The sequence below is a fragment of the Delftia sp. DT-2 genome (assembly GCF_028401915.1).
In the GTDB taxonomy this organism is placed as follows: Bacteria; Pseudomonadota; Gammaproteobacteria; order Burkholderiales; family Burkholderiaceae_C; genus Comamonas; species Comamonas tsuruhatensis.
The window spans coordinates 19,321-42,028 of the sequence record NZ_JAQOTI010000006.1; the positions used below are offsets into that span (position 1 = coordinate 19,321).

Consider the following 22,708-nt stretch of genomic DNA (forward strand, 5'->3'; position numbering starts at 1 on the left):
GGACGAGAGCGATGAGAGAGGCACGCCGTCCAGCTTCAAGCGAAGCTGCTGCACGTGCAGGGCAGGCGGGAGGCTTGGGGGCGGCAATGATCCTGGGCGCAGGCGTTTTCCTGCTCCACAGCGTGACCATCCATGCCCAAAAGATCCACATGCTCGCTTTTGATCCGCTGGCAGCGGCGGACGCCGGGTCCGACCCCTTCTGCCAGCTTGAGATTCCGTATCAGTGTTTCAATTCGTCAGCCACAACCGATGCAACGACGAACTTCGCAGGCCATCTTTTCCTGCTGTTTCGCGTGCATGACACCGGATGGCATCGACCTGCCTGTGCGGGGAAATGGTTGTTTGGACTAAACTCCATGAGAATCAACCACTTATAAATAGTTCGGCACAGGTGAAACACATTATAGAGGGCAAACCGGCAGACGACCGTTCCCTGAACGCAGCCACTGCCGCAGTGCGGCTGATCGAAGTCGATGACGATTCGGCCGGACAGCGGTTGGACAACTTTCTCATACGCCATCTCAAGGGCGTTCCCAAAACCCATGTCTATCGCATCATCCGCAGTGGAGAAGTGCGCATCAACAAGGGACGCGTCAGTGCGGAAACCCGCGTCTCGACCGGCGATGTCGTTCGCGTGCCGCCCGTGCGCATTTCCGAAAAAGTCGCCGAAAAGGCCGAGCGGCCTGCACCCGCCAGGGACTTCCCCAGTCTGCTGGAAGACGAGCATCTGATTGCCATCGACAAGCCTGCCGGTGTGGCCGTGCACGGGGGCTCGGGCGTGAGTTTTGGCGTCATCGAGCAATTGCGCCAGGCGCGGCCGCAAAGCCGCTTTCTGGAGTTGGTGCATCGGCTCGACCGCGAGACATCCGGCATCTTGCTGGTGGCCAAGAAGCGCTCGGCGCTGACGCATCTGCAGGACCAGTTCCGCGAGCGCGAAACCGGCAAGACCTATCTGGCGCTGGTCCAGGGCACCTGGCCTGCCAATCGCAAGGTGGTTGATCTGCCGCTGCACAAATACCTGCAGGCCGACGGCGAGCGCCGCGTGCGGGTGACCACGGCCGATGATCCTGACGGCATGCGCTCCGTCACGCTGGTGCGCGTTCGCAGCACGCTGGCGCCCCAGCCCCTGCTGGGTCTGCCGGCCATGAGCCTGCTGGAGGTGACCATCAAGACCGGGCGCACGCACCAGATCCGCGTGCACCTGTCCAGCCAGGGGCACCCGATTGCGGGGGATGACAAGTACGGGGACTTCGACCTGAACCGCCGGTTGCAGAAACAGGGGCTCAAACGCATGTTCCTGCACGCATGGCGGCTACAGTTCACACACCCGTCCAGTGGTGAGCGGGTGGAATTGCGCGCCGAGCTTCCCGAGGAGCTGGCCCGTTTCGCCGGCTGACGCCGGATTTGACTCCTTGCAGACATGACAACTCCTGGTTCTTCCGAGATATACCGTGCGCGCCGCTTCGACCTCATCGCCTTCGACTGGGATGGGACGCTGTCGGATTCCACCGCGGTGATCGTCAAGTGCATTCAGGCGGCCGTGGCCGATGTGGGAGGCACGCCCCCCAGCAATGAGGCGGCCTCCTATGTGATCGGCATGGCGCTGATGCCGGCATTGGCGCGTGCGGCGCCCGATGTGTCGCCCGAGAAATACCCGGAGTTGGGCAACCGCTATCGCCACCATTTCATCAAGCACCAGGACGACATCAGCCTGTTCGTCGGCGTGCTGCCCATGCTGGCGGCGCTGCGCGAGCGCGGCCACCTGCTGGCCGTGGCCACGGGCAAGAGCCGGCGCGGTCTGAACGATGCGCTGCAGGACCCGCAACTGCGCGGCATGTTCGACAGCTCGCGCACGGCGGACGAAACCGCCGGCAAGCCCAACCCGCTGATGCTGCAGGAGCTGATGGCCGAATTCGGCGTGGAGCCTGGCCGCGTGCTGATGATCGGCGACACCACGCACGATCTGGAACTGGCCCGCAATGCTGGCTGTGCCAGCGTGGGCGTGGGCTATGGCGCGCATCCCACCGACGGCTTTGGCGTGCTGCAGCCGTTGCATGTGGCGCAGAGTGTTGCGGATTTGCATCAGTGGCTGCTGGCCCATGGTTGAGTCGTCATGCCCGCGTCAGCGCGGGAATCCATGCTTGTGAGGTGCGCTGGTGACCGTTGATCGCATCGTTTTGTGTGCCAGCGAGGCCTTGCAGGAAGGTGCGAATGCCGTGCCTTTCGACGTGGTCTACGCGGGGCATGCCTGCCGCGCATTCGCCATCCGCTTCGAGGGACAGGCGCATGCCTATCTGAACCGCTGCACGCACGTGGCCATGGAGATGGACTACCAGCCAGACCGCTTTTTCGATGATTCCGGGCGTTGGTTGCTGTGCGCAACCCATGGTGCGGTCTATGCGCCGGACAGCGGCGCCTGCGCTGGCGGCCCCTGCCGTGGCGGCCTGGTGAAAATCTCCCTGAGCGAAAGCGCGGGGGTGGTGCACTGGCATACTGCCGATAACCTGAAACCCGTCGAGTTCTGACATGACTTCCCCCATACCCCCGGAAAATCCTGGCTCCGCATCGCACCCTTCCCCGGGTGCGGACCTGTGGGCCCGGGCCACGCCCGCCGCGGCGGCTGCCGATGCGCGAACGGCGGCATCGAGCGGCTGGGAGCGGGACGTGCTGGAAAAGCTGGTCTTCGCCACCATCAACGAGCAGCGCGCCTCGCGCCGCTGGCGCCTCTTCGGCCGCCTGCTGTGGACGGCACTCATCCTGGTGGTCCTGTGGGTGCTGTTTGCCAAGGACACGGCGACCACGACCAGCTCCTCTCCGCATACCGCAGTGGTCGAGGTCAAGGGCGAGATCGCTGCAGGCGCCGACGCCAGCGCGGAATTCGTGGTGGCCGCCATGCGCAGCGCCTTCGAGGACTCGGGCTCGCGTGCCGTCGTGCTGCTGATCAACTCGCCAGGCGGCAGCCCGGTGCAGGCCGGCATCATCAATGACGAAATCGTGCGGCTCAAGGGCAAGTACGACAAGCCCCTGTATGCCGTGGTGGAGGAAACCTGCGCTTCGGCTGCTTATTACATTGCTGCCGCGGCCGACGAGATCTTTGTCGACAAGGCCAGCATCGTGGGCAGCATCGGTGTGCTCATGGATGGCTTCGGCTTCACGGGCGCCATGGAAAAGCTGGGCGTGGAGCGCCGCCTGCTGACGGCTGGCGAGAACAAGGGCTTCCTGGACCCGTTCAGTCCCATGTCCGAAGCACAGCGCGCCCATGCCCATCAGATGCTGGGTCAGATCCACTCGCAGTTCATCAACGTGGTCAAGGCCGGCCGTGGCGATCGCCTGCACGAGACGCCCGAGACGTTCAGCGGCCTGTTCTGGACGGGTCAGCAGGCCGTGGAGATGGGCCTGGCCGACAAGCTGGGCAGTCTTGACTACGTGGCCCGTGAAGTGGTCAAGGCGGAAGAGGTGGTGGATTACACGCGCCGCGACAACGTGGCCGAGCGCCTGGCCAAGCGTTTTGGCGCGGCCTTCGGTGGAGGTGCCGTTCAGGCGCTGCGCTCCAGCCTTCCGTCTCTGCGCTGATTTCCCTGGCGTCTGCCAAGATGCAAAAAGCCCGCCTTCTTGTGGAAGGCGGGCTTTTTTTGCTCATCGAGTAAGACAGTCTCAGCGACCGATGGAAAACACCACCGGCGTGCGGTTGTCCGGCACTTCCTTGTGCTGGCGCCATTCGCGCACCAGACGGCTTTCGATGCGGGCGCTCTCCAGTGTCAGGCCGCAGGCCAGCGCCAAGCGCGTATGGGGTTGCAGCGTCTGCAGCAAGGCCTGCCACAGCGCGGCGTTGCGGTAGGGCGTCTCTATGAACTGCTGGGTCTGGCCTTGGCGCAATGCCAGGGTTTCAAGCTCCTTGATGCGCTGAACCCGCCCGTCAGCGTCCTGCGGCAGGTACCCCACAAAAGCATAGTTCTGTCCGTTGAGTCCGCTGGCGGCCAGGGCCAGCAGCAACGACACCGGACCGATCAGGGGCACGACCCGTATGCCCAGATCATGCGCGGCGCGCACGATGGAGCTGCCGGGGTCGGCCACGGCGGGCATGCCGGCTTCGCTGACCAGTCCCATGTCGTGGCCCAGCAGCAAGGGGGCGAGCAGTGGCTTGGCATCGAAGACCGCCGCGCCCTTGTCGCCGTGGTCGCCCTTCTTGTGGGCCTCGCGCGGCAGTTCTGTGATCTGCTGGGCTTGCAAGGGCTGGGCCAGGGCGTGCAGTGCGTCAATGCGCTTCAGGTAGGCGCGCGTGCTTTTGGCGTTTTCGCAGATCCAGTGGGTCAGGCGTGCAGCGGTGCGCAGTGTTCCATCGGGCAGGACCTGCGTCAGCGGCGTTTGCTCGTCGCAGCCGAAGTCCAGCGGCGCGGGCACCAGATAGAGCGTTCCTCTGGTGGGTTGGGTTGCAGCATCGTTCATGGCAGCACGGCTCCTGCGGCGCGCAGCAGCTGGCAGGTGCGGATCAGCGGCAGGCCGATCAGCGCCGTGGGGTCGTCGCTGACGATGGCATCCAGCAGCGCGATGCCCAGTCCTTCGCTCTTGGCGCTGCCTGCGCAGTCATAGGGCTGTTCGGCGCGCAGGTAGCGTTCGATCTCCGCGTCGTTGAGATCACGAAACCGGACCTGGACGGTGACCACATCGGTCTCGGCAAAGCCGCTTTCCCGGCAGACCACGCTCACGGCGGTGTGGAAATTCATCTGGCGCCCGCTCATCTGGCGCAGTTGTTCGGTGGCGCGCTCGTGGGTGCCGGGCTTGGACAGCGGCATGCCATCCAGCTCGGGTACCTGGTCGGAGCCGATGACGACGGCGCCCGGGTGCAGCGCCGCCACGGCCTGTGCCTTGGCCAGGGCCAGTCGCAACGAAAGTGCATGCGGTGTTTCGCCGGTCAGCGGTGTCTCATCGACTTCCGGGGACACGGTCTGGAATGGTAGTTGCAGCCGCTCCAGAAGTTCGCGGCGGTAGCGTGAGGTGGAACCAAGGATCAGGGGGCGTGCCAGGCCGGGAGCCTGGGCTAAGGCGAGGTGGGAAGCTTGCATGCCCGGATTCTCTTACACTGCCCGCATGAGCAAGGAATTTTCTGCGGCCCGTCTCGATGTTCGCGCTTTTGCGCAATCGGCGGGCCATCTCCAGGGTCAGTCGGCGCTTTCGGCCTTTCCTCGTCTGGCCGAGGATGCGCAGCCGGATGCCGCTGATGGGCACGGCGAGGTGCACTGGCAGGCTGACGGCGAACTGGTCGAGCAAACCGGCGGCTCGGGTCAGGTCTGGCTGCATCTGCAGGCCGATGCTGTCGTTCCGATGGTGTGCCAACGCTGCCTCACTGTGGCACCCATCTCCCTCCAGGTCGATAGGTCTTTCCGCTTTGTTGCGGACGAGACCACGGCCGAGTCCGAGGATGACGAGAGCGACGAGGACCTGCTGGTGCTCAGCCGCGAATTCAACCTGCTTGAACTCATAGAGGATGAGCTGCTCATGGAGTTGCCCGTGGTGCCACGCCACGACAGCTGCCCCGAGCCGGTGAGCATGCAGTCCAGCGACGCAGACTTCGAGCAGGCCAGCGAGGACAAGCCCAATCCATTTGCCGTGCTGCGCGGGCTGGATGTGGGCAAGTCAGCCGACTGATTGCGATGTCCGGAAAAAAGGCCGAGGCCGGGAAAAGCGATTGCGCTATAATCAAGGGCTTCGCGCGAAACCCCCTCGTGTCTTTAATGGGCTGATCGCGTTTTTTACCAACCCTTTTCAGATACACAGGAGCCATCATGGCTGTTCAGCAGAACAAGAAGTCCCCCTCCAAGCGCGGTATGCACCGTTCGCACAACGCACTGAATGTGCCTGGCATTGCCGTGGAACCCACCACCGGCGAAACCCATCTGCGTCACCACATCAGCCCCAACGGCGTGTACCGCGGCCGTCAAGTGCTGAAGAACAAGTCCGAAGCCTGATCTTCGACCGTTCCCGCAGGGCCCGCGGCTACAGTTTTCGTAGCGCGGGCTTTTGTTTTTTCTGATGGTTGCTCCTATCTTTCCAGGCCTTGCAACAGGCTTGCCAGTCGCACATGATCACTTTGGCCGTTGACTGCATGGGGGGTGATCACGGCCCCCGCGTCACGCTTGCGGCGTGCCGCCAGTTCCTCGATTCCCACCCCGATGCCCGGCTGCTGCTGGTCGGCCAGCCCGATGCGCTGGCTGGCTTTGCGCATGAGCGCGCCAGTGTGGTGCCGGCCTCGGAAGTGGTCGGCATGGATGATCCGATCGAGATGGCGCTGCGCAGGAAGAAGGATTCCTCCATGCGCATCGCCATCCAGCAAGTCAAGGATGGCGCGGCTGCCGCTGCTGTGTCGGCTGGAAACACGGGTGCGCTGATGGCCATCTCGCGCTACCTGCTCAAGACACTCGATGGCATTGATCGCCCTGCCATCGCACCCCAGTTGCCCAATGCCAAGGGCGAGGCCACAACGGTGCTGGACCTGGGTGCCAATGTGGACTGCTCGGCCGAGCATCTGCTGCAGTTCGCCGTCATGGGCTCGGCCCTGGTGTCTGCCCTGAACAACGAAGAGGCACCCTCGGTGGGTTTGCTCAACATTGGCGAAGAGCAGATCAAGGGCAGCGAGGTCATCAAGCGCGCTGGCGAACTGCTGCGCGCGGCCGGCAAGGCCGGTCATCTGAATTTCTACGGCAACGTCGAAGGCAACGACATCTTCAAGGGCACGACCCAGGTCGTGGTCTGTGATGGCTTTGTGGGCAACGTGGCTCTCAAGTCTTCCGAGGGCGTGGCGTCCATGATCTCCAATGCCCTCAAGCAGGAGTTCAAGCGCAACATCTTCACCAAAATGGCAGCCATCGTTGCCTATCCGGTGCTAACTGCTTTGATGAGGCGCGTGGATCATCGCCGCTACAACGGCGCGGCGCTGCTGGGCCTTCGCGGGTTGGTCTTCAAAAGCCATGGATCGGCCGATGCCTTGGCTTTCGAGCACGCGCTGAAGCGCGCGTATGATGCGGCCCGCAACAACCTGCTCGACCGTGTCCGTACCCGTATCTCCGCAGCCCTGCCTCTGTTGCTGGCTGCGCAGTCGGAATCGGGACCGTCGGCGCCCTAATACAGATGAGACGCTACGCACGCATCACCGGCACGGGCAGTTACCTGCCACCCCGCCGACTCACCAATCACGATCTGGCAGCCGAACTGGCCCAGCGCGGCATCGAGACCTCGGACGAGTGGATCGTCGAGCGCACCGGCATCCATGCCCGACACTTTGCCGCGCCAGAAGTGGCCAGCAGCGATCTGGCCTTGGAGGCATCGAAGAAGGCGCTGGAAGCCGCCGGCTGCCAGCCGCAGGATATCGATCTGATCATCGTCGCCACATCGACGCCGGACATGGTCTTCCCATCCACGGCATGCATCCTGCAAAACAAGCTCGGCGCCAATGGCTGTGCGGCCTTTGATGTGCAAGCCGTATGCAGCGGCTTTGTCTACGCCCTCACCGTGGCCGACGCCATGATCCAGTCCGGCGCTGCGAGCCGCGCGCTGGTGGTGGGCTCCGAAGTATTCAGCCGCATCCTGGACTTCAACGACCGGACGACCTGCGTGCTGTTCGGTGACGGTGCCGGAGCCGTGGTGCTGGAGGCGTCCGAGCAGCCAGGCATCCTGGCTTCCGACCTGCATGCCGACGGCAAGCATGTCGGCATCCTGTGCGTGCCAGGCAATGTCTCCGGTGGCCAGATCCTCGGTGATCCGCTGCTGAAGATGGATGGGCAGGCCGTGTTCAAGCTGGCGGTCGGCGTGCTGGAGAAGGCCGCTCGCGCCACGCTGGACAAGGCAGGGCTCACCGATGCCGACATCGACTGGCTGATCCCCCATCAGGCCAACATCCGCATCATGCAAAGCACGGCGCGCAAGCTCAAGCTGTCCATGGACAAGGTGGTGGTGACGGTGGACCAGCATGGCAACACGTCGGCTGCCTCGATCCCCCTGGCGCTGGACCACGGCGTGCGCAGTGGCCAGGTCAAGCCCGGTCAGACCGTGCTGCTGGAAGGTGTTGGCGGCGGCTTCACCTGGGGTGCGGTACTTCTCAAGATGTGATGCGGGATGCCTGCCTGAGGGCAGGCGCCCATGGCGCGGCCTTTATTTTTGAAAATCATGAAGAAGTTTGCATTCGTCTTTCCTGGTCAGGGTTCGCAATCGGTGGGCATGCTCGACGGATGGGGTGACCATCCCGTCGTGGCCCAGACCTTGGTCGAAGCCTCCGATGCCCTCGGCGAAAACATCGGCCAGCTGATCCAGCAGGGGCCGAAGGAAGCTCTGGCGCTCACCACCAATACCCAGCCTGTGATGCTGGTGGCCGGTGTGGCTGCCTGGCGCGTCTGGCAGGCCGAAGGCGGCGCGCTGCCCGACGTTGTGGCGGGCCACTCGCTGGGTGAGTACTCGGCCCTGGTCGCGTCAGGTGTGCTGACCCTGGCCCAGGCTGCGCCGCTGGTGCGGCTGCGCGCGGCTGCCATGCAGGAGGCCGTTCCCGTGGGAACCGGTGCCATGGCTGCCATCCTGGGGCTGGATGCCGACAAGGTGCGCGCAGGCTGCGCAGAAGTCACGGCGGCATTGGGTGGTGCGGAAGTCGTCGAGGCCGTGAATTTCAACGACCCCTCGCAGACCGTGATTGCCGGCAGCAAGGCGGCTGTCGAGAAGGCCTGCGAGGCCCTCAAGGCCGCAGGCGCCAAACGTGCGCTGCCGTTGCCGGTGTCGGCGCCTTTCCATTCCAGCCTGATGAAGCCTGCGGCCGAAAAGCTCAAGGCGGCGCTGGCTGCCACCGTGCTGGCTGCACCGCGCATCCCAGTGCTCAACAACATCGACGTGACAGTGCAGCAGGATGCCGACGCCATTCGCGATGCGCTGTATCGCCAGGCCTTCGGTCCGGTGCGCTGGGTGGAATGCGTTCAGGCCATGAAGGCCCGCGGCGTCGTCCACCTCATCGAGTGCGGTCCCGGCAAGGTGCTGATGGGCCTGACCAAGCGGATTGACGCGGACCTGACGGCCGCTGCCCTCTATGACCCGGCCACGCTGGCCGACGTGAAAGAATCCCTCGCATGACTGACAACCAGAACAAGCCCCAGGTTGCCCTGGTGACGGGTGCCTCGCGCGGCATCGGTGCCGCCATTGCCCAGGAGCTGGCAGCACGCGGCTACCGCGTGATCGGCACGGCCACCACCGATGGTGGTGCCGAGAAGATCAGCCAGGCCCTGTCGGCCCATGAAGGCTGCCGTGGCGTGAACCTCAATGTCACGGACGTGACCGCCGTCGATGCCCTGATCGACAGCATCGTCAAGAATGACGGTGGCCTGCATGTGCTGGTCAACAATGCCGGCATCACACGCGACACCCTGGCCATGCGCATGAAGGACGATGACTGGGATGCGGTGATCGACACCAATCTCAAGGCGGTTTTCCGAGTCAGCCGTACGGCCATTCGGCCCATGATGAAGCAGCGCTTCGGACGCATCATCAACATCACCAGCGTCGTTGGTGCCTCCGGAAACCCCGGTCAAGCCAACTATGCAGCTGCCAAGGCCGGCGTTGCCGGCATGACGCGTGCGCTGGCCCGTGAACTGGGCAGCCGCGGCATCACGGTCAATTGCGTGGCTCCGGGCTTCATCGCCACCGACATGACGGCGGAGCTGCCTGAAGAGCAGAAAAATGCCCTGAAATCGCAGATCGCCATGGGTGATCTGGGCCAGCCCAGCGACATCGCCCATGCCGTGGCCTATCTCGCATCGGCGGGCGCAGGCTACGTCACCGGCCAGGAATTGCACGTCAACGGCGGCATGTACATGTAAGCGCTGCGGCGGCTGCGGGCAGATCCCTGCCAGAAGCCGCCGTTGCTTGCAACCGAAGAGGCCGTTTCCTCGCGACGGCCGGCTGAAGAGGGCGTAAGGTCCGAAACGGCTAGAATCGCGGGTTCATTCACAACCCCCAGAGGGAAACCATGAGCGATATCGAAGCACGTGTCAAAAAAATCATTGCCGAACAACTCGGCGTTGAAGAGTCTCAAGTCACCAACGAAAAGGCCTTCGTGGCTGATCTGGGTGCTGACTCCCTGGACACGGTGGAGCTGGTGATGGCCCTGGAAGATGAATTCGGCATCGAGATCCCCGACGAAGACGCGGAAAAGATCACGACGGTGCAAAACGCCATCGACTACGCCAACACCCACCAGAAGGCCTGACAGGGCCCTGACCCGAGCGATCAGCAGAAGGTTTTACGCATGAGCCGTCGTCGCGTTGTCGTGACCGGCCTGGGTTGCATCTCCCCCGTGGGTAACACGGTGGGCGACGCCTGGGCCAATCTTTTGGCCGGCCAGTCCGGCATTGACCTCATCACCAAGTTCGATGCCTCGAACTTTGCCTGCAAGATTGCGGGCGAGGTCAAGGGATTCGATGTGGAGTCGTACATGAGCGCCAAGGATGCGCGCTCCATGGACACCTTCATCCATTACGGCATCGCTGCTGCGGCGCAAGCCGTGCAGGACTCAGGTCTGCCCACGGGCGAGGCCTTGTCGGATGATCTGGCTACGCGCATCGGCTGTGTGATCGGTTCGGGCATCGGCGGCTTGCCGCTGATCGAGAACACCCACGCAGAACTGGCTGCGCGCGGACCGCGCCGCATCACGCCGTTCTTCGTGCCTGCCTCCATCATCAACATGGTGGCTGGCCATGTGTCCATGCGGTTTGGCTTCAAGGGGCCGAATCTCGCCGTGGTGACTGCCTGCACGACCGGGCTGCACTGCATAGGCGAAGCAGGACGCATGATCGAATACGGCGATGCCGATGTGGTGGTGGCTGGTGGCACGGAAGCCACGGTCTCCCCGCTGGGCGTCGGCGGCTTTGCCGCCATGCGCGCACTGTCCACGCGCAATGATGATCCCAAGGCCGCCTCGCGTCCCTGGGACAAGGACCGCGACGGCTTTGTGCTGGGCGAAGGTGCAGGCGTGCTGGTGCTGGAAGAGTACGAGCATGCCAAGGCCCGCGGTGCCAAGATCTATGCTGAACTGTGCGGCTACGGCATGAGTGCCGATGCCGGCCACATGACGGCGCCCAACATGGACGGCCCGCGCCGCGCCATGCTGTCAGCTCTGCGCAACGCCGGCATCAACGCCGACCAGATCGATTATCTGAATGCGCACGGCACATCCACGCCGCTGGGCGACCTCAACGAGACCAATGCCATCAAGGCGGCTCTGGGCGATCACGCCAAGAAAATCGTTGTCAGCTCGACCAAGTCCATGACCGGTCACCTGCTGGGTGGCGCTGGCGGCATCGAGAGCGTCTTCACCGTGCTGGCATTGCACGAGCAGAAGATTCCCCCGACCATCAATCTGGACAACCAGGATCCCGAGTGCGATCTCGACTACTGCGCCAACACGGCACGGGATGCGAAGATCGAAGTGGCAGTGAAAAACAACTTCGGGTTCGGCGGCACCAACGGAACGCTGGTGTTCAAGCGAATCTGAGGCCTGCACGCCTCACCATGAAAAGCCCGCCCCGCAAGGGAGCGGGCTTTTTTATTTCTCCCATGGGTCAGGGCGCGTCCGGCAGGGGTGGGATGCATGTCAGACACGCTGCGGTTTTGCGACACTGCAGGCATGATGTCACGCCATGCCCCGCCCGCAGTCCGCCATCCGCTGAATCCACCGCGTGGGTCGGTCGCATGCCTGTGCGCGCTTTGGCTGCTGGCGGCCATGCTTTTGCTGGCGTGGGCGCTTGATCTACAGTCCGGATGGGGGCCTGCCGTCGTGGCTGTCACGGGTTCTCTGGTTGCAGCTGCAGGCATGTGGCATGGATGGCGCGCCCTGGGCAGAGGCTTTGTTGCATGGGATGGCGCGCAGTGGTGGCTTGGTGAGGCAGCCGCTGCCCACGATGCGCAGCCGGTGCTGCTGCAGGTGCGCGCTGACGGTGGTCAATGGCTATGGGCGCAGGCCCGACCCGTTTCGACGGGGTCTTTGCGCTGGCGAAGTTCCCGCTGGCTGCTGCTGTCTTACAGGCAGAGTCCTGAAACCTGGGGTGATTTGCGGCGTGCTGTATATTTCCCGCCCAGACCTACAGAACGCGCGCAGTGACTGCGCCAGGGCCGCCACGGCCCGTCTTCACCGATTTCATGACGCCTCCCGAATTCCCGCCTTCTTCTGCCGACAGCGACCTGGCTCTGGTCGAGCGCACCAACGCAGGAGACATGCGGGCCTTCGAGCTGCTGGTCATCAAGTACCAGCGCCGCATCGAGCGCCTCATTGGCCGCATGGTGCGCGACGTGGACCTGGTGCCTGACATTGCGCAGGAAACCTTCATCCGGGCCTATCGGGCGCTGCACCAGTTCCGGGGTGATGCCCAGTTCTACACCTGGCTGTATCGCATCGCCGTGAATACTGCCAAGAAGGCGCTGCTGGACATGAAGCGCTCGCCGCTGATCACCGAAAGCGCGTTACACAACGGGGATGACGATGATGAAACTTCCCGGCTCAGCCAGGAACTAACCACCGAAGAAACACCCGAAACGATCCTGGCGGCCCAGGAGATTGCCCAGGCAGTCAACGCCGCCATGGAGGCCTTGCCCGAAGATCTCCGTCAAGCCGTCACGTTGCGGGAAATCGAAGGCCTGAGCTACGAGGAAATCTCGAGCGCCATGGGTTGTCCCATAGGCACCGTGCGTTCACGCATCTTCCGTGCACGCGAAGCGATTTCAGCGAGAGTCAAGCCTTTGCTGGAGCGCCAGTCTGGCAAGCGGTGGTAGCAACGGGTGATGGCCATCGGGTGGCGCATTTTTTGGGTACAGGGTCTCAGAGCAGACAGGCAGGTGATTGATCATGAATGACTATCTGACGAAGCGCGAACAATTGTCGGCATTGGCTGATGGCGAACTTTCTGCCGCGGAGCTGCAGGCCGCGCTGGCCTATGCGCAAAGCGATGCAGGCCAGCAGGAATGGCGCATGTACCACCTGGTGGGCGATGTGCTGCGCTCCCCTGAGCTGGCGCACCACAGCCGGCACGATCTGCTTTCCGGAATCCGCTCCCAGTTGGCCAACGAGCCGCGCCGCCCCCTGGTTCCCGTCGCCGCAGACGAGCTGGAGCAGGTCGCGCGCCCGGCGCACGGCAGGGCCGTCGTCAATGGCGCGCCGCTGCACGATGCAGCCAATGCGTCGGTATTCCGCTGGAAGATGGCTGCGGGTTTTGCTTCCGTGGCGGCCGTGGCTGCCATTGGCTGGAGCGTGATGCTCGGCGCGCCTGCAGGCCCCGGTGCGGCGCCGGGCCGGGCATTGGCCGCCCTGGAAACGGGGGCGCCTGCAGCGGCTGCTGTCGCTGGAAATGCCCAGGACTTCCCTCTCGGAGATACGGCCCAATCCTCTTCGGTGGTGGCTGTGGCAGGCCCTTACGGCCAAAGCGTCATGCTGCGTGATCCGCGCCTGGATGCGCTGCTGGCCTCCCATCCGCAATACAGTGGTCCGGCCACGTTGCAGATGCCGGCCAGCTTCCTGCGCAATGCCAACTTCGCCTCGGCACCGCGCGCGAACCAGCGCTGAATCCCGCAGGAGAGCATGGCTCTCCTGCCTTCTTTTGCACCCGCGTCCAGCCGTTCGGCATTGAAATGGACGCGGGTGCAGTCATTTGTGGCCCATGCACGGCGGTTCGCGCCGCATGCATGCTGCCGATTCGGGAACTAACAGCGTCTTTCAGGCTTCTGAGCCATCGTCTGGCCGGTGAATGCCGGGACTGCGCCAGAATGTGGCGTTCGTCCGAGATGCAAGTCGGCACCGCGTATCTGAACAGGCCGCCCGGGCGCAATGGGCACGGGGGCAACACAATGATTGAGAAGGAAAGGATCACCATGACCACAGTTCGATGGAAGACGCTGCAGTCCTGCACACTGGCAGGCGTTCTGGCGCTGGCTGCTGGCAGCGCCTCAATGCTGGTGCCGGTGAGTGCCGCTCATGCGCAAAGCGGTGCCGTGGTGCGGGGTCTGCCGGACTTCACCGACCTGGTCGAGCAGGTAGGGCCTTCCGTGGTCAACATCCGCACGTTGGAGAAGGCGTCGGCCAACTCTGCCGAGGCGCTGGGCATGGATGAGGACATGCTCGAGTTCTTCCGCCGCTTCGGCCTGCCCGTGCCCAATGTGCCGCGCCAACGCCCCCAGCCGCGTTCACAGCCTGACGAGGAACAGCCGCGTGGCGTGGGGTCGGGCTTCATCCTGACGGCGGACGGCTTTGTGATGACCAATGCCCACGTGGTCGAAGGTGCTGACGAGGTCATCGTCACGCTGACCGACAAGCGTGAGTTCAAGGCCAAGATCGTGGGCAGCGACAAGCGCACCGACGTGGCTGTGGTCAAGATCGATGCCACCGGACTGCCCGCCGTGAAGATCGGCGACGTGAACCGTCTCAAGGTCGGTGAGTGGGTGATGGCCATCGGATCGCCCTTCGGCCTCGACAACTCGGTCACCGCAGGCATCGTCAGCGCCAAGCAGCGCGACACGGGAGACTATCTGCCCTTCATCCAGACCGATGTGGCCATCAATCCCGGCAACTCGGGCGGCCCGTTGCTGAACATGCGCGGCGAGGTCGTGGGCATCAACAGCCAGATCTATTCGCGTTCCGGCGGTTTCATGGGGATCAGCTTCGCGATTCCGATCGACGAGGCCGTGCGCGTCAGCGACCAGCTGCGCGCCACCGGCAAGGTCACGCGAGGGCGCATCGGCGTGCAAATCGGGCAGGTCACCAAGGACATTGCCGAATCCATCGGCCTGGGCAAGGCTCAGGGTGCGCTGGTCTCTGCCGTGGAACCCGATTCCCCAGCCGCCAAGGCCGGCGTCGAGGCGGGTGACGTGATCATCAAGTTCGATGGGAAGGCCATTGAGAAGGTCGCCGACCTGCCGCGTCTGGTGGGCAATACCAAGCCCGGAACGCGCAGCACCATCACGGTATTCCGCCGCGGAGCCGCCAAGGATCTGACCATGGTGATCGCCGAAGTCGAGCCCGATGGCGCTCCCCAGGCAAAGGCTGCAGGCAAGGGCAGCACCCTGGTCTCTCAGTCGCTGGGCCTGACGCTGGCCGAACTCACGGATGCCCAGAAAAGGGAATTGGGCATCAAGGGCGGTGTCCGCGTGACGGCCGCTGTCGAGGCGGCAGCACGCGCAGGCCTGCGCGAAGGTGATGTGATCCTGCAACTGGCCAATGTCGAGATCACGGGGCTCAAGAGCTTCGAGGCCACGCTGGCCAAGGTGGACAAGAGCAAGCCGGTGAACCTTCTGGTGCGCCGCGGCGAATGGGCACAGTACGTGCTCATCCGTCCTGCCCGTTGAGGGGCTGGGGCAGGCCGGTTTTTCGGGGTCCTGGGGAATACCCTCGGAATCCGGATCAAGGCCTGCCCATGCCCCTTGGGGCATTGGGTAAAATGCCCCACCAAAGCGTGACGGCTCAAGGCGTCAGAAACCTGTTTTCAAAGAGGATTGTTGCGGTGCAAAAGCACCGCACTATCCGGTGATCGACGGGCTAGAAATGGCTTGTCGGGTCTGTTGATAAACTGTTGATAAATAATTGTGACAGATCAAGCCCGGAGCTTTGCAGGCCTTGTCAGGGCTTGGTTTCCAGCCCTTTTTGCCTACAATAAAGTCCCAACTATCGCAGTTGCCAGAGATTGTTGGTTCGGGGCGCGTCGTTCATGGACGCGCCCTTTTTTCTTGCGCGCCGACCCTGTCGTTTTCCACTTTCACTAGCAGTCCTTCTCGTTGATGAACCACATCAGAAATTTTTCCATCATTGCGCACATCGACCATGGCAAGTCGACGCTGGCCGACCGCCTGATCCAGCGTTGCGGAGGCCTGGCTGACCGTGACATGGAAGCCCAGGTGCTGGACTCGATGGATATCGAGAAAGAGCGCGGCATCACCATCAAGGCGCAGACGGCTGCCCTGCAGTACAAGGCCAAGGATGGTCAGGTCTACAACCTCAACCTCATCGACACGCCCGGCCACGTGGACTTCTCGTACGAAGTCTCGCGTTCCCTGTCGGCCTGCGAGGGAGCGCTGCTGGTGGTGGACGCCTCTCAGGGCGTAGAGGCACAGACCGTGGCCAACTGCTATACCGCGCTGGATCTCGGCGTGGAAGTGACGGCCGTTCTCAACAAGATGGATCTGCCGCAGGCTGACCCCGACAACGCCAAGGCAGAGATCGAGGACGTCATCGGCATCGATGCCAGCGATGCCATTCCCTGCTCGGCCAAGACCGGCATGGGCATCGACGAGATCCTGGAGGCCGTGGTTGCCAAGGTGCCGCCGCCCAAGGGCAATCCCAATGGCCAACTGCGCGCCATGATCATCGACAGCTGGTTCGACACTTACGTGGGCGTCGTGATGCTGGTGCGCGTGGTCGATGGTGAACTCAAGCGTGGCGAGCGCTTCAAGATGATGGCTTCGGGCGCTGCCTACGAAGCCAACAACCTGGGCGTGTTCACTCCGGCCGACGTGCCGCGCGACGCGCTGCGCGCCGGCGAGGTGGGTTACATCATCGCCGGCATCAAGGAGCTCAAGGCAGCCAAGGTGGGCGACACCATCACGCTGGAAAAGAAGCTTCCCAACAATCTGGGCCCTGCCACCGAGGCCCTGCCCGGCTTCAAGGAAATCAAGCCCCAGGTGTTCGCGGGTCTGTACCCCACCGAAGCCAGCGAATATGACCAGCTGCGCGATGCGCTGGAAAAGCTGCAGCTCAACGATTCGTCCCTGCAGTTCGAGCCTGAAGTCTCTCAGGCGCTGGGCTTCGGCTTTCGCTGCGGCTTCCTGGGCCTGCTGCACATGGAAATCGTGCAGGAGCGCCTGGAGCGCGAATTCGACCAGGACCTGATCACCACCGCGCCCAGCGTGGTCTACGAAGTGGTCAAGGGCGATGGCGAGGTCATCCAGGTCGAGAACCCGTCCAAGATGCCCGATGCCGGCCGTATCGAGGAGGTGCGCGAGCCCATCGTCACCGTCCACCTGTACATGCCCCAGGACTATGTGGGCCCGGTGATGACGCTGGCCAACCAGAAGCGTGGCGTGCAGATCAACATGCAGTACCACGGTCGCCAGGTGATGCTGACCTATGAGATGCCGCTGGGCGAGATCGTGCTGGACTTCTTCGACAAGCTCAAGTCGGTCTCGCGCGGCTATGCCTCCATGGACTACGAGTTCAAGGAGTACCGCGCCTCCGACGTGGTCAAGGTGGACATCCTGCTCAACGGCGAGAAGGTCGATGCGCTGTCCATCATCGTGCACCGCTCCCAGGCCACGTACCGCGGCCGGGCCGTGGTGGCGAAGATGCGCGAGATCATCAGCCGCCAGATGTTCGACGTGGCCATCCAGGCCGCCATCGGGGCCAACATCATTGCTCGGGAAACCGTCAAGGCCATGCGCAAGAACGTGCTGGCCAAGTGCTATGGCGGCGACATCACCCGCAAGCGCAAGCTGCTGGAGAAGCAAAAGGCCGGCAAGAAGCGCATGAAGCAGATCGGTTCGGTGGAAGTGCCTCAGGAGGCCTTCCTGGCCATCTTGCAAGTGGAGGATTGATGCAAGCCATGCAATGGATTACGGCCGTCGTGCTGGCGGCTTTCGTGGGCTATATCGGCGCCTGGTACACGGGCTTCATCGAGGGCAACTTCGCGTTGCTGCTGTTCCTGGCCACCGTGGTCACTGGCCTGTACTGGGTGGCCGAACGGCTGTATTTCCTGCCCCGCCGCCGCCGCGCCGCCGTGGCCATCGAGGAGGCTGCCGTGGCGCGCCGCGCAGAACTCGACCGCATGGGCATCGCCAAGACCGACATCGAGGTGTCGGAAGAGGCCAAGGGCCGCATCCTAATGCAGCCCTGGTGGCTTGACTGGACCGCGGGCCTGTTCCCCGTGATCGCCATCGTCTTTGTCCTGCGCTCGTTCCTGTTCGAGCCGTTCAAGATTCCCTCGGGCTCCATGATTCCCACGCTGCTCGTGGGCGACCTGATCCTGGTGAACAAGTTCACCTACGGCGTGCGCCTGCCGGTGATCAACACCAAGATCACCCAGGGCCAGCCGCTGCAGCGCGGCGATGTGGTGGTGTTCCGCTATCCTCCGCAACCCAGCCTGGACTACATCAAGCGCGTGGTGGGCCTGCCGGGTGACGAGATCTCCTATCTGAACAAGCGGCTGACGGTCAATGGCAAGGAAGTCCCGGTCAGCGAACTGCCGGACTTCTTCGACAAGGACGCGATGCGCTACTTCAAGCAGTACGAGGAGTCGCTGGGCGACAAGCCGCACCGCATGATCGTGAACCAGGACGTGCCCGCCTTCATCCAGGGTGCCAGCGGCTTCGAGTTCCGCGAGAACTGCCGCTACAGCGTCGAAGGCATCACCTGCAAGGTGCCCGAGGGCCAGTACTTCATGATGGGCGACAACCGCGACAATTCGCTGGATTCCCGATACTGGGGCTTTGTGCCCGACAAGAACATCGTTGGCCGGGCCTTCTTCGTCTGGATGAACTTCGGGGATTTCAAGCGCATCGGCGGCTTCCATTGATCACATGCATGCCTGAGGGCCGGATGCCCCCAGGCATGCGCGAGGGATTCACATCGGAGGAGGAAAAAGCATGTTGACATCGAACAACCGGCGTTCGCGCCAGCGCGGTCTGTCCTTTCTGGGACTGGTGTTTGTGATTGCCCTGGGCGTGGGTGTGGTGGCCGTGGGCGCACAATCCGTGCCGGTCTTCCTGGAGTACCAGGCCATCGTCAAGGCCGCCAACAAGGCGGCCCGCGAAGGCAATTCCGTGGCTGACGTTAAAGCCGGCTTCAATCGCTCAGCCCAGATCGACGACATCAAATCGATTACGGGGGAGGACCTCGAAGTGACCAAAATCAATGACCGTGTGGTGGTGGGGTTCGAATATTCGCGCGAGATCCATCTCGTGGGCCCCGCCTACCTGACTTACCGTTTTAAGAAGCAGACCCAATAGGTGCCTCCCTTACTGAATGCGCTGCAGCTGAGGCTGCAGCATCAATTTGCCGAGCCTGCATTGCTGCAGCGTGCCGTCACGCACCGCAGTTTCTCGGCAGACAACAACGAGCGCCTGGAATTCCTCGGTGACTCGGTGCTGAATCTTGCCATTTCCAGCCTGCTCTACCAGCGGCTCAGTTCCATGCCCGAGGGCGATCTGTCCCGCGTGCGCGCCAACCTGGTCAAGGAAGGCACGCTGCACCAGATCGCGCTGAGGCTGCAGTTGCCCGATCTGCTGCGCCTGGGCGAAGGCGAATCCAAGTCGGGCGGCAAGCAACGCCCCTCCATCCTGGCCGATGCGGTCGAGGCCCTGATCGGCGCAGTGTATCTGGACGCCGGCTACGCTGCGGGCGAGAAGGTGGTACACCATCTCTTCGAGGGCGTGGACATCAACCCCCACATGCGCGCAGCCGAAAAGGATGCGAAGACGGCCCTGCAGGAATGGCTGCAGGGGCGGCGCATGAAGCTGCCGCAGTACGAAGTGGTTGCCACCACGGGCGCCGCCCATCGCCAGACCTTCGAGGTGGCCTGCGCGATTGCCGAGTTGCAACTGCAGGCCCGGGGAACGGGTGCCTCGCGCAGGGCCGCCGAGCAGACGGCTGCCACAGCCATGCTGGAACTATTGAAAGCAAGACACGCATGAACCAAGACAAACCCCCGGCGCCGGCACAGACCGCCGCCGAACTCGACGCCCTGCTGGCTGCGGCCAAGCCCGGCGCTGGCGCAGCTCGCACGGCATCCGCTGCTGATGACACCCCGGCACCCGAGGTGCCGACCGGCCCGCAGCGCTGCGGCCTGATCGCCATCGTCGGCAAGCCCAATGTGGGCAAGTCCACGCTGATGAATGCGCTGGTGGGCCAGAAGATCAGCATCACCTCGCGCAAGGCGCAGACCACGCGCCACCGCATCACGGGCATTCGCACGCGCGCTGCGACGCAGTTCATCTTTGTCGATACGCCGGGTTTCCAGACCAAGCACAGCACGGCACTGAACAAGTCGCTCAACAAGACCGTGATGGGCGCCATCGGCGACGTGGACCTGATCCTGTTCGTCGTGGAAGCCGGCCAGTTCACGCTGGCCGATGCCAAGGTGCTGTCGCTGTTCAAGCCTGGCATCCCCACGCTGCTGATTGCCAACAAGCTGGACACCGTGGGCCGCCGTGCCGAGATCGCCCCCTGGCTCAAGGGCATGCAGGAGCGCCATCCGTTCGCCGAGTTCGTGCCCATGTCGGCCAAGAACAAGGGAGACATCGAGCGCCTGTTCGGTATCTGCGAGAAGTACCTGCCCGAGCAGGACTGGATGTACGCCGCCGACGAGCTGACCGACCGCAGCGAGAAGTTCCTCGCCTCGGAGACCGTGCGCGAGAAGCTGTTCCGATTCACGGGCGACGAGCTGCCCTACACCTCCACGGTGGTCATCGACAAGTTCGAGGAAGAGGCCAGCAAGCAGCACAAGCGTTTCATCCGCGTGGCGGCCACCATCGTGGTCGAGCGCGACGGCCACAAGGCCATGATCATCGGAGAGAAGGGCGAGCGCCTCAAGCGCATCAGCACCGAGGCGCGCCAGGAGCTGGAAAAGCTCATGGATGCCAAGGTCTTCCTCGAAGTCTGGGTCAAGGTCCGCTCCGGCTGGGCCGACGACGAAGCCCGCGTGCGTTCGTTCGGCTACGAGTGAGCACCCTTACCGCAAGGCCCTGGGTCCATGGCTAGCGCCAAGCGTGTCTCGGACGAGCCGGCCTTCGTCCTGCACAGCTACGACTGGAGCGAGTCCAGCCTGATCCTTGAGGTCTTCACGCGTCACCGGGGCCGCGTGGCGCTGGCGGCCAAGGGCGTCAAGCGGCCGACCTCGAACTTTCGCCCCGTGCTGCTGCCGCTGCAGCCGCTGAGCCTGAGCTACAGCCTGGGCGGCGAGGGCAATGGCGAGATCCATACCCTCAAGGGCGCAGAGTGGGTGGGCGGGCATGTCATGCCCCAGGGTGACGCCCTGCTGTCGGGCCTGTACCTCAACGAGCTGCTGATGCGCCTGCTGGCGCGCGACGATCCCTACGCGGCGCTGTTCGACATCTATGCCGGTGTGGTGCGCGTGCTGGCAGGCCAGCATGGCGATGCCATCGAGCCCGTGCTGCGCACCTTCGAGCTGCTGCTGCTGCGCGAACTGGGCCATCTGCCTGCCTTGAATGAGGAAAGCGCCACGCTGGCGCCGCTGGCCGAGGGGCGTCGCTATGCGCTGGTGGCCGAAGGCGGCCTGCGCCCGGCGCTGCAGGGCGAGCGCGCCGTGCTGGGCGCTGCGCAATGGCAGGCCATTGAGAGCGCGCTGCAGGCACGGCAGGCCTTCAACGCCACACTGCATGTGGTGGCCCAGCCCGAGGCGGCGCTGGCCCTCAAGCCCCAACTGAGGGCCTTGCTGCAATACCATTGCGGCAGTCCCATGCTGCGCACCCGCCAGCTGATGATGGATCTGCAATCGCTATGAATCTTTCCCACGCTTCGCAGCGCACGGCGCTGTCGGTCAATGTCAACAAGGTTGCGCTGCTGCGCAACACGCGCCATCTGGGCATTCCCAGCGTGACGCGCGCCGCGCGCATCTGCCTGGAGGCCGGTGCCCAGGGCATCACCATCCATCCGCGTCCCGACCAGCGCCATATCCGCAGCGAAGATGTCTATGAACTGCATGCGCTGATGAAGCATTGGCCGCAGGCGGAGTTCAACATCGAGGGCAACCCGACGCAGAACCTGATGGACTTCATCCGGGCCACGCGCCCGCACCAGGCCACCTTCGTGCCCGACAGCGAGGACCAGTTCACCAGCGACCATGGCTGGAACTTCCCGCAGGATGCCGAGCGCCTGAAGCCGCTGATCGCCGAATGCCGCCAACTCGGCGTGCGCGTCAGCCTGTTCATGGACCCGGTTCCCGCACAGATGGCCGCTGCGCGGGCCGTGGGCGCCGACCGGGTCGAGCTGTACACCGAGCCCTATGCGGCCGCCTGGGGCACGGCAGACCAGGAAGTTCAACTGCAGGCCTACGCGGCGGCGGCCCAGGCTGCGCTGGACGCCGGGCTGGGCATCAATGCCGGCCATGACCTCAGCCGCGACAACCTGGCCGCCTTCGTGGCGCGCGTGCCGGGCCTGCTCGAAGTCTCCATCGGCCATGCGCTGATCGCCGACGCGCTGGAGCTGGGCTACGCCCAAACCGTGCGCGCCTACCAGCAGTGCATAGACCAGGGCATGGCGGCGCGCGCCTGAAGCTTTCGCGGAGCGAATCCATGATCTACGGCATCGGTACCGACATCTGCGACGTGCGCCGCATCCGCGCCAGCCTGGAGCGCCATGGCGACCGTTTCGCCGAGAAGGTGCTGGCCGAAGGCGAACTGTCCACCTGGCGAGCCCGCCGCGCGCGCTGGCCCGAGCGCGGCATCCGCTTCGTCGCCACGCGCTTTTCCGCCAAGGAGGCCTTTTCCAAGGCCATAGGCATGGGCATGGTCATGCCCATGACCTGGCGTAGCTGCGAGGTCGTCAAGCTGCCCAGTGGCCAGCCAGCCATCGTGCTGCACGGCGCGCTCAAGGAATGGTTCGAGGCGCGCAACCTGCAGGTGCACCTGTCCGTGACCGACGAGAGCGACTACGCGGCCAGCTTCTGCGTGGTCGAGCGCCGCGCCTGACACC

At 63.8% G+C, this 22,708-nt stretch carries 25 protein-coding genes; 23 read left to right on the forward strand and 2 right to left on the reverse strand.

The features are described 5' to 3' along the window. Nucleotides 1–391: 391 nt before the first annotated feature. From PO605_RS11595 to PO605_RS11610, 4 genes are read left to right on the forward strand one after another with little or no spacing between them, the layout of a single operon-like run. Nucleotides 392–1,396, forward strand: a complete 1,005-nt coding sequence (locus tag PO605_RS11595; RefSeq protein ID WP_082001524.1) for an RluA family pseudouridine synthase — start codon at nucleotides 392–394, stop codon at nucleotides 1,394–1,396. Nucleotides 1,397–1,420: 24 nt separating this feature from the next. Beyond that, nucleotides 1,421–2,107 carry an HAD family hydrolase gene (locus PO605_RS11600; protein WP_047471131.1) on the forward strand — a complete coding sequence of 229 codons (687 nt, stop codon included), beginning with the start codon at nucleotides 1,421–1,423 and terminating at the stop codon, nucleotides 2,105–2,107. 49 nt (nucleotides 2,108–2,156) lie between these two features. Continuing rightward, nucleotides 2,157–2,525 (forward strand): Rieske (2Fe-2S) protein, encoded by a 369-nt coding sequence (locus PO605_RS11605; RefSeq protein ID WP_016451170.1) that lies wholly within the window; start codon nucleotides 2,157–2,159, stop codon nucleotides 2,523–2,525. A gap of 1 nt (nucleotide 2,526) precedes the next feature. Continuing rightward, a complete protein-coding gene (locus PO605_RS11610) occupies nucleotides 2,527–3,573 on the forward strand; it encodes a S49 family peptidase (RefSeq protein ID WP_016451171.1) in 1,047 nt (348 codons plus the stop codon). Nucleotides 3,574–3,654: 81 nt separating this feature from the next. Here PO605_RS11610 and PO605_RS11615 read toward each other — a convergent pair whose 3' ends face one another. Beyond that, nucleotides 3,655–4,446, reverse strand: coding sequence for an SAM-dependent methyltransferase (locus PO605_RS11615; RefSeq protein ID WP_047471133.1), 792 nt, complete (start codon nucleotides 4,444–4,446; stop codon nucleotides 3,655–3,657). Beyond that, a complete protein-coding gene (locus PO605_RS11620) occupies nucleotides 4,443–5,063 on the reverse strand; it encodes a Maf family nucleotide pyrophosphatase (protein ID WP_016447799.1) in 621 nt (206 codons plus the stop codon). The genes PO605_RS11615 and PO605_RS11620 overlap by 4 nt, the downstream gene beginning before the upstream one ends. 25 nt (nucleotides 5,064–5,088) lie before the next feature. Between PO605_RS11620 and PO605_RS11625 the strand changes: the two genes are divergently transcribed. The 19 genes from PO605_RS11625 (at nucleotide 5,089) to acpS (ending at nucleotide 22,704) form a co-directional block, all read left to right on the forward strand. Then, a complete protein-coding gene (locus PO605_RS11625; RefSeq protein ID WP_047217386.1) occupies nucleotides 5,089–5,646 on the forward strand; it encodes a YceD family protein in 558 nt (185 codons plus the stop codon). Between the two features lie 137 nt (nucleotides 5,647–5,783). Further along, a complete protein-coding gene (gene rpmF, locus PO605_RS11630; protein WP_012207072.1) occupies nucleotides 5,784–5,966 on the forward strand; it encodes a 50S ribosomal protein L32 in 183 nt (60 codons plus the stop codon). Between the two features lie 113 nt (nucleotides 5,967–6,079). Then, nucleotides 6,080–7,120 (forward strand): phosphate acyltransferase PlsX, encoded by a 1,041-nt coding sequence (gene plsX / locus PO605_RS11635; protein WP_016451174.1) that lies wholly within the window; start codon nucleotides 6,080–6,082, stop codon nucleotides 7,118–7,120. Between the two features lie 5 nt (nucleotides 7,121–7,125). Next, the gene (locus tag PO605_RS11640; protein ID WP_016447796.1) at nucleotides 7,126–8,103 is read left to right on the forward strand and encodes a beta-ketoacyl-ACP synthase III; all 978 of its coding nucleotides are present in this window, start codon (nucleotides 7,126–7,128) and stop codon (nucleotides 8,101–8,103) included. 57 nt (nucleotides 8,104–8,160) lie between these two features. Beyond that, on the forward strand, nucleotides 8,161–9,105 hold the full coding sequence (fabD, locus tag PO605_RS11645; RefSeq protein WP_047471135.1) for an ACP S-malonyltransferase: 945 nt from the start codon (nucleotides 8,161–8,163) through the stop codon (nucleotides 9,103–9,105). Further along, a complete protein-coding gene (fabG, locus tag PO605_RS11650; protein ID WP_016447794.1) occupies nucleotides 9,102–9,848 on the forward strand; it encodes a 3-oxoacyl-ACP reductase FabG in 747 nt (248 codons plus the stop codon). Before fabD ends, fabG begins: the two co-directional genes overlap by 4 nt. Nucleotides 9,849–9,997: 149 nt before the next feature. Next, nucleotides 9,998–10,237, forward strand: a complete 240-nt coding sequence (gene acpP / locus PO605_RS11655; protein ID WP_003058049.1) for an acyl carrier protein — start codon at nucleotides 9,998–10,000, stop codon at nucleotides 10,235–10,237. Between the two features lie 39 nt (nucleotides 10,238–10,276). After that, nucleotides 10,277–11,521, forward strand: coding sequence for a beta-ketoacyl-ACP synthase II (gene fabF / locus PO605_RS11660; protein ID WP_016447793.1), 1,245 nt, complete (start codon nucleotides 10,277–10,279; stop codon nucleotides 11,519–11,521). A 644-nt stretch (nucleotides 11,522–12,165) separates the two neighbouring features. Next, complete coding sequence (gene rpoE / locus PO605_RS11665; protein ID WP_047471139.1) at nucleotides 12,166–12,795, forward strand: RNA polymerase sigma factor RpoE; 630 nt, start codon at nucleotides 12,166–12,168, stop codon at nucleotides 12,793–12,795. Between the two features lie 73 nt (nucleotides 12,796–12,868). Continuing rightward, entirely contained in the window at nucleotides 12,869–13,582 is a 714-nt protein-coding gene (locus PO605_RS11670) for a sigma-E factor negative regulatory protein (protein WP_047471141.1), read from the forward strand. Between the two features lie 305 nt (nucleotides 13,583–13,887). Beyond that, on the forward strand, nucleotides 13,888–15,357 hold the full coding sequence (locus tag PO605_RS11675; protein ID WP_026062374.1) for a DegQ family serine endoprotease: 1,470 nt from the start codon (nucleotides 13,888–13,890) through the stop codon (nucleotides 15,355–15,357). A gap of 429 nt (nucleotides 15,358–15,786) precedes the next feature. Continuing rightward, nucleotides 15,787–17,595 (forward strand): translation elongation factor 4, encoded by a 1,809-nt coding sequence (lepA, locus tag PO605_RS11680; protein WP_016447789.1) that lies wholly within the window; start codon nucleotides 15,787–15,789, stop codon nucleotides 17,593–17,595. Then, nucleotides 17,595–18,572 (forward strand): signal peptidase I, encoded by a 978-nt coding sequence (gene lepB / locus PO605_RS11685; protein WP_016451178.1) that lies wholly within the window; start codon nucleotides 17,595–17,597, stop codon nucleotides 18,570–18,572. Before lepA ends, lepB begins: the two co-directional genes overlap by 1 nt. Before the next feature lie 70 nt (nucleotides 18,573–18,642). Then, entirely contained in the window at nucleotides 18,643–19,005 is a 363-nt protein-coding gene (locus tag PO605_RS11690) for a DUF4845 domain-containing protein (RefSeq protein WP_016447787.1), read from the forward strand. After that, complete coding sequence (gene rnc / locus PO605_RS11695) at nucleotides 19,006–19,689, forward strand: ribonuclease III (protein WP_012207060.1); 684 nt, start codon at nucleotides 19,006–19,008, stop codon at nucleotides 19,687–19,689. After that, on the forward strand, nucleotides 19,686–20,720 hold the full coding sequence (gene era, locus PO605_RS11700; protein WP_016447786.1) for a GTPase Era: 1,035 nt from the start codon (nucleotides 19,686–19,688) through the stop codon (nucleotides 20,718–20,720). The genes rnc and era overlap by 4 nt, the downstream gene beginning before the upstream one ends. Before the next feature lie 27 nt (nucleotides 20,721–20,747). Next, nucleotides 20,748–21,518, forward strand: a complete 771-nt coding sequence (gene recO / locus PO605_RS11705) for a DNA repair protein RecO (protein ID WP_016451180.1) — start codon at nucleotides 20,748–20,750, stop codon at nucleotides 21,516–21,518. Then, complete coding sequence (locus PO605_RS11710) at nucleotides 21,515–22,288, forward strand: pyridoxine 5'-phosphate synthase (protein ID WP_047471146.1); 774 nt, start codon at nucleotides 21,515–21,517, stop codon at nucleotides 22,286–22,288. The genes recO and PO605_RS11710 overlap by 4 nt, the downstream gene beginning before the upstream one ends. A gap of 20 nt (nucleotides 22,289–22,308) precedes the next feature. Continuing rightward, nucleotides 22,309–22,704: a holo-ACP synthase gene (acpS, locus tag PO605_RS11715; RefSeq protein ID WP_016447783.1), complete on the forward strand. Its 396-nt coding sequence runs from the start codon at nucleotides 22,309–22,311 to the stop codon at nucleotides 22,702–22,704. The last annotated feature ends 4 nt before the right edge of the window (nucleotides 22,705–22,708 follow it).

Bases quoted from the DNA above. Each gene is read 5' to 3' on its own strand.
- PO605_RS11710 (WP_047471146.1), top strand. From the start codon at position 21,515: ATGAATCTTTCCCACGCTTCGCAGCGCACGGCGCTGTCGGTCAATGTC.
- rpmF (WP_012207072.1), top strand. From the start codon at position 5,784: ATGGCTGTTCAGCAGAACAAGAAGTCCCCCTCCAAGCGCGGTATGCAC.
- fabF (WP_016447793.1), top strand. From the start codon at position 10,277: ATGAGCCGTCGTCGCGTTGTCGTGACCGGCCTGGGTTGCATCTCCCCC.
- lepB (WP_016451178.1), top strand. From the start codon at position 17,595: ATGCAAGCCATGCAATGGATTACGGCCGTCGTGCTGGCGGCTTTCGTG.
- recO (WP_016451180.1), top strand. From the start codon at position 20,748: ATGGCTAGCGCCAAGCGTGTCTCGGACGAGCCGGCCTTCGTCCTGCAC.
- fabD (WP_047471135.1), top strand. From the start codon at position 8,161: ATGAAGAAGTTTGCATTCGTCTTTCCTGGTCAGGGTTCGCAATCGGTG.
- acpS (WP_016447783.1), top strand. From the start codon at position 22,309: ATGATCTACGGCATCGGTACCGACATCTGCGACGTGCGCCGCATCCGC.
- rpoE (WP_047471139.1), top strand. From the start codon at position 12,166: ATGACGCCTCCCGAATTCCCGCCTTCTTCTGCCGACAGCGACCTGGCT.
- lepA (WP_016447789.1), top strand. From the start codon at position 15,787: ATGAACCACATCAGAAATTTTTCCATCATTGCGCACATCGACCATGGC.
- PO605_RS11675 (WP_026062374.1), top strand. From the start codon at position 13,888: ATGACCACAGTTCGATGGAAGACGCTGCAGTCCTGCACACTGGCAGGC.
- PO605_RS11620 (WP_016447799.1), bottom strand. From the start codon at position 5,063: ATGCAAGCTTCCCACCTCGCCTTAGCCCAGGCTCCCGGCCTGGCACGC.
- PO605_RS11625 (WP_047217386.1), top strand. From the start codon at position 5,089: ATGAGCAAGGAATTTTCTGCGGCCCGTCTCGATGTTCGCGCTTTTGCG.
- fabG (WP_016447794.1), top strand. From the start codon at position 9,102: ATGACTGACAACCAGAACAAGCCCCAGGTTGCCCTGGTGACGGGTGCC.
- PO605_RS11600 (WP_047471131.1), top strand. From the start codon at position 1,421: ATGACAACTCCTGGTTCTTCCGAGATATACCGTGCGCGCCGCTTCGAC.
- PO605_RS11610 (WP_016451171.1), top strand. From the start codon at position 2,527: ATGACTTCCCCCATACCCCCGGAAAATCCTGGCTCCGCATCGCACCCT.
- plsX (WP_016451174.1), top strand. From the start codon at position 6,080: ATGATCACTTTGGCCGTTGACTGCATGGGGGGTGATCACGGCCCCCGC.
- PO605_RS11690 (WP_016447787.1), top strand. From the start codon at position 18,643: ATGTTGACATCGAACAACCGGCGTTCGCGCCAGCGCGGTCTGTCCTTT.
- PO605_RS11615 (WP_047471133.1), bottom strand. From the start codon at position 4,446: ATGAACGATGCTGCAACCCAACCCACCAGAGGAACGCTCTATCTGGTG.
- PO605_RS11640 (WP_016447796.1), top strand. From the start codon at position 7,126: ATGAGACGCTACGCACGCATCACCGGCACGGGCAGTTACCTGCCACCC.
- era (WP_016447786.1), top strand. From the start codon at position 19,686: ATGAACCAAGACAAACCCCCGGCGCCGGCACAGACCGCCGCCGAACTC.
- PO605_RS11670 (WP_047471141.1), top strand. From the start codon at position 12,869: ATGAATGACTATCTGACGAAGCGCGAACAATTGTCGGCATTGGCTGAT.
- acpP (WP_003058049.1), top strand. From the start codon at position 9,998: ATGAGCGATATCGAAGCACGTGTCAAAAAAATCATTGCCGAACAACTC.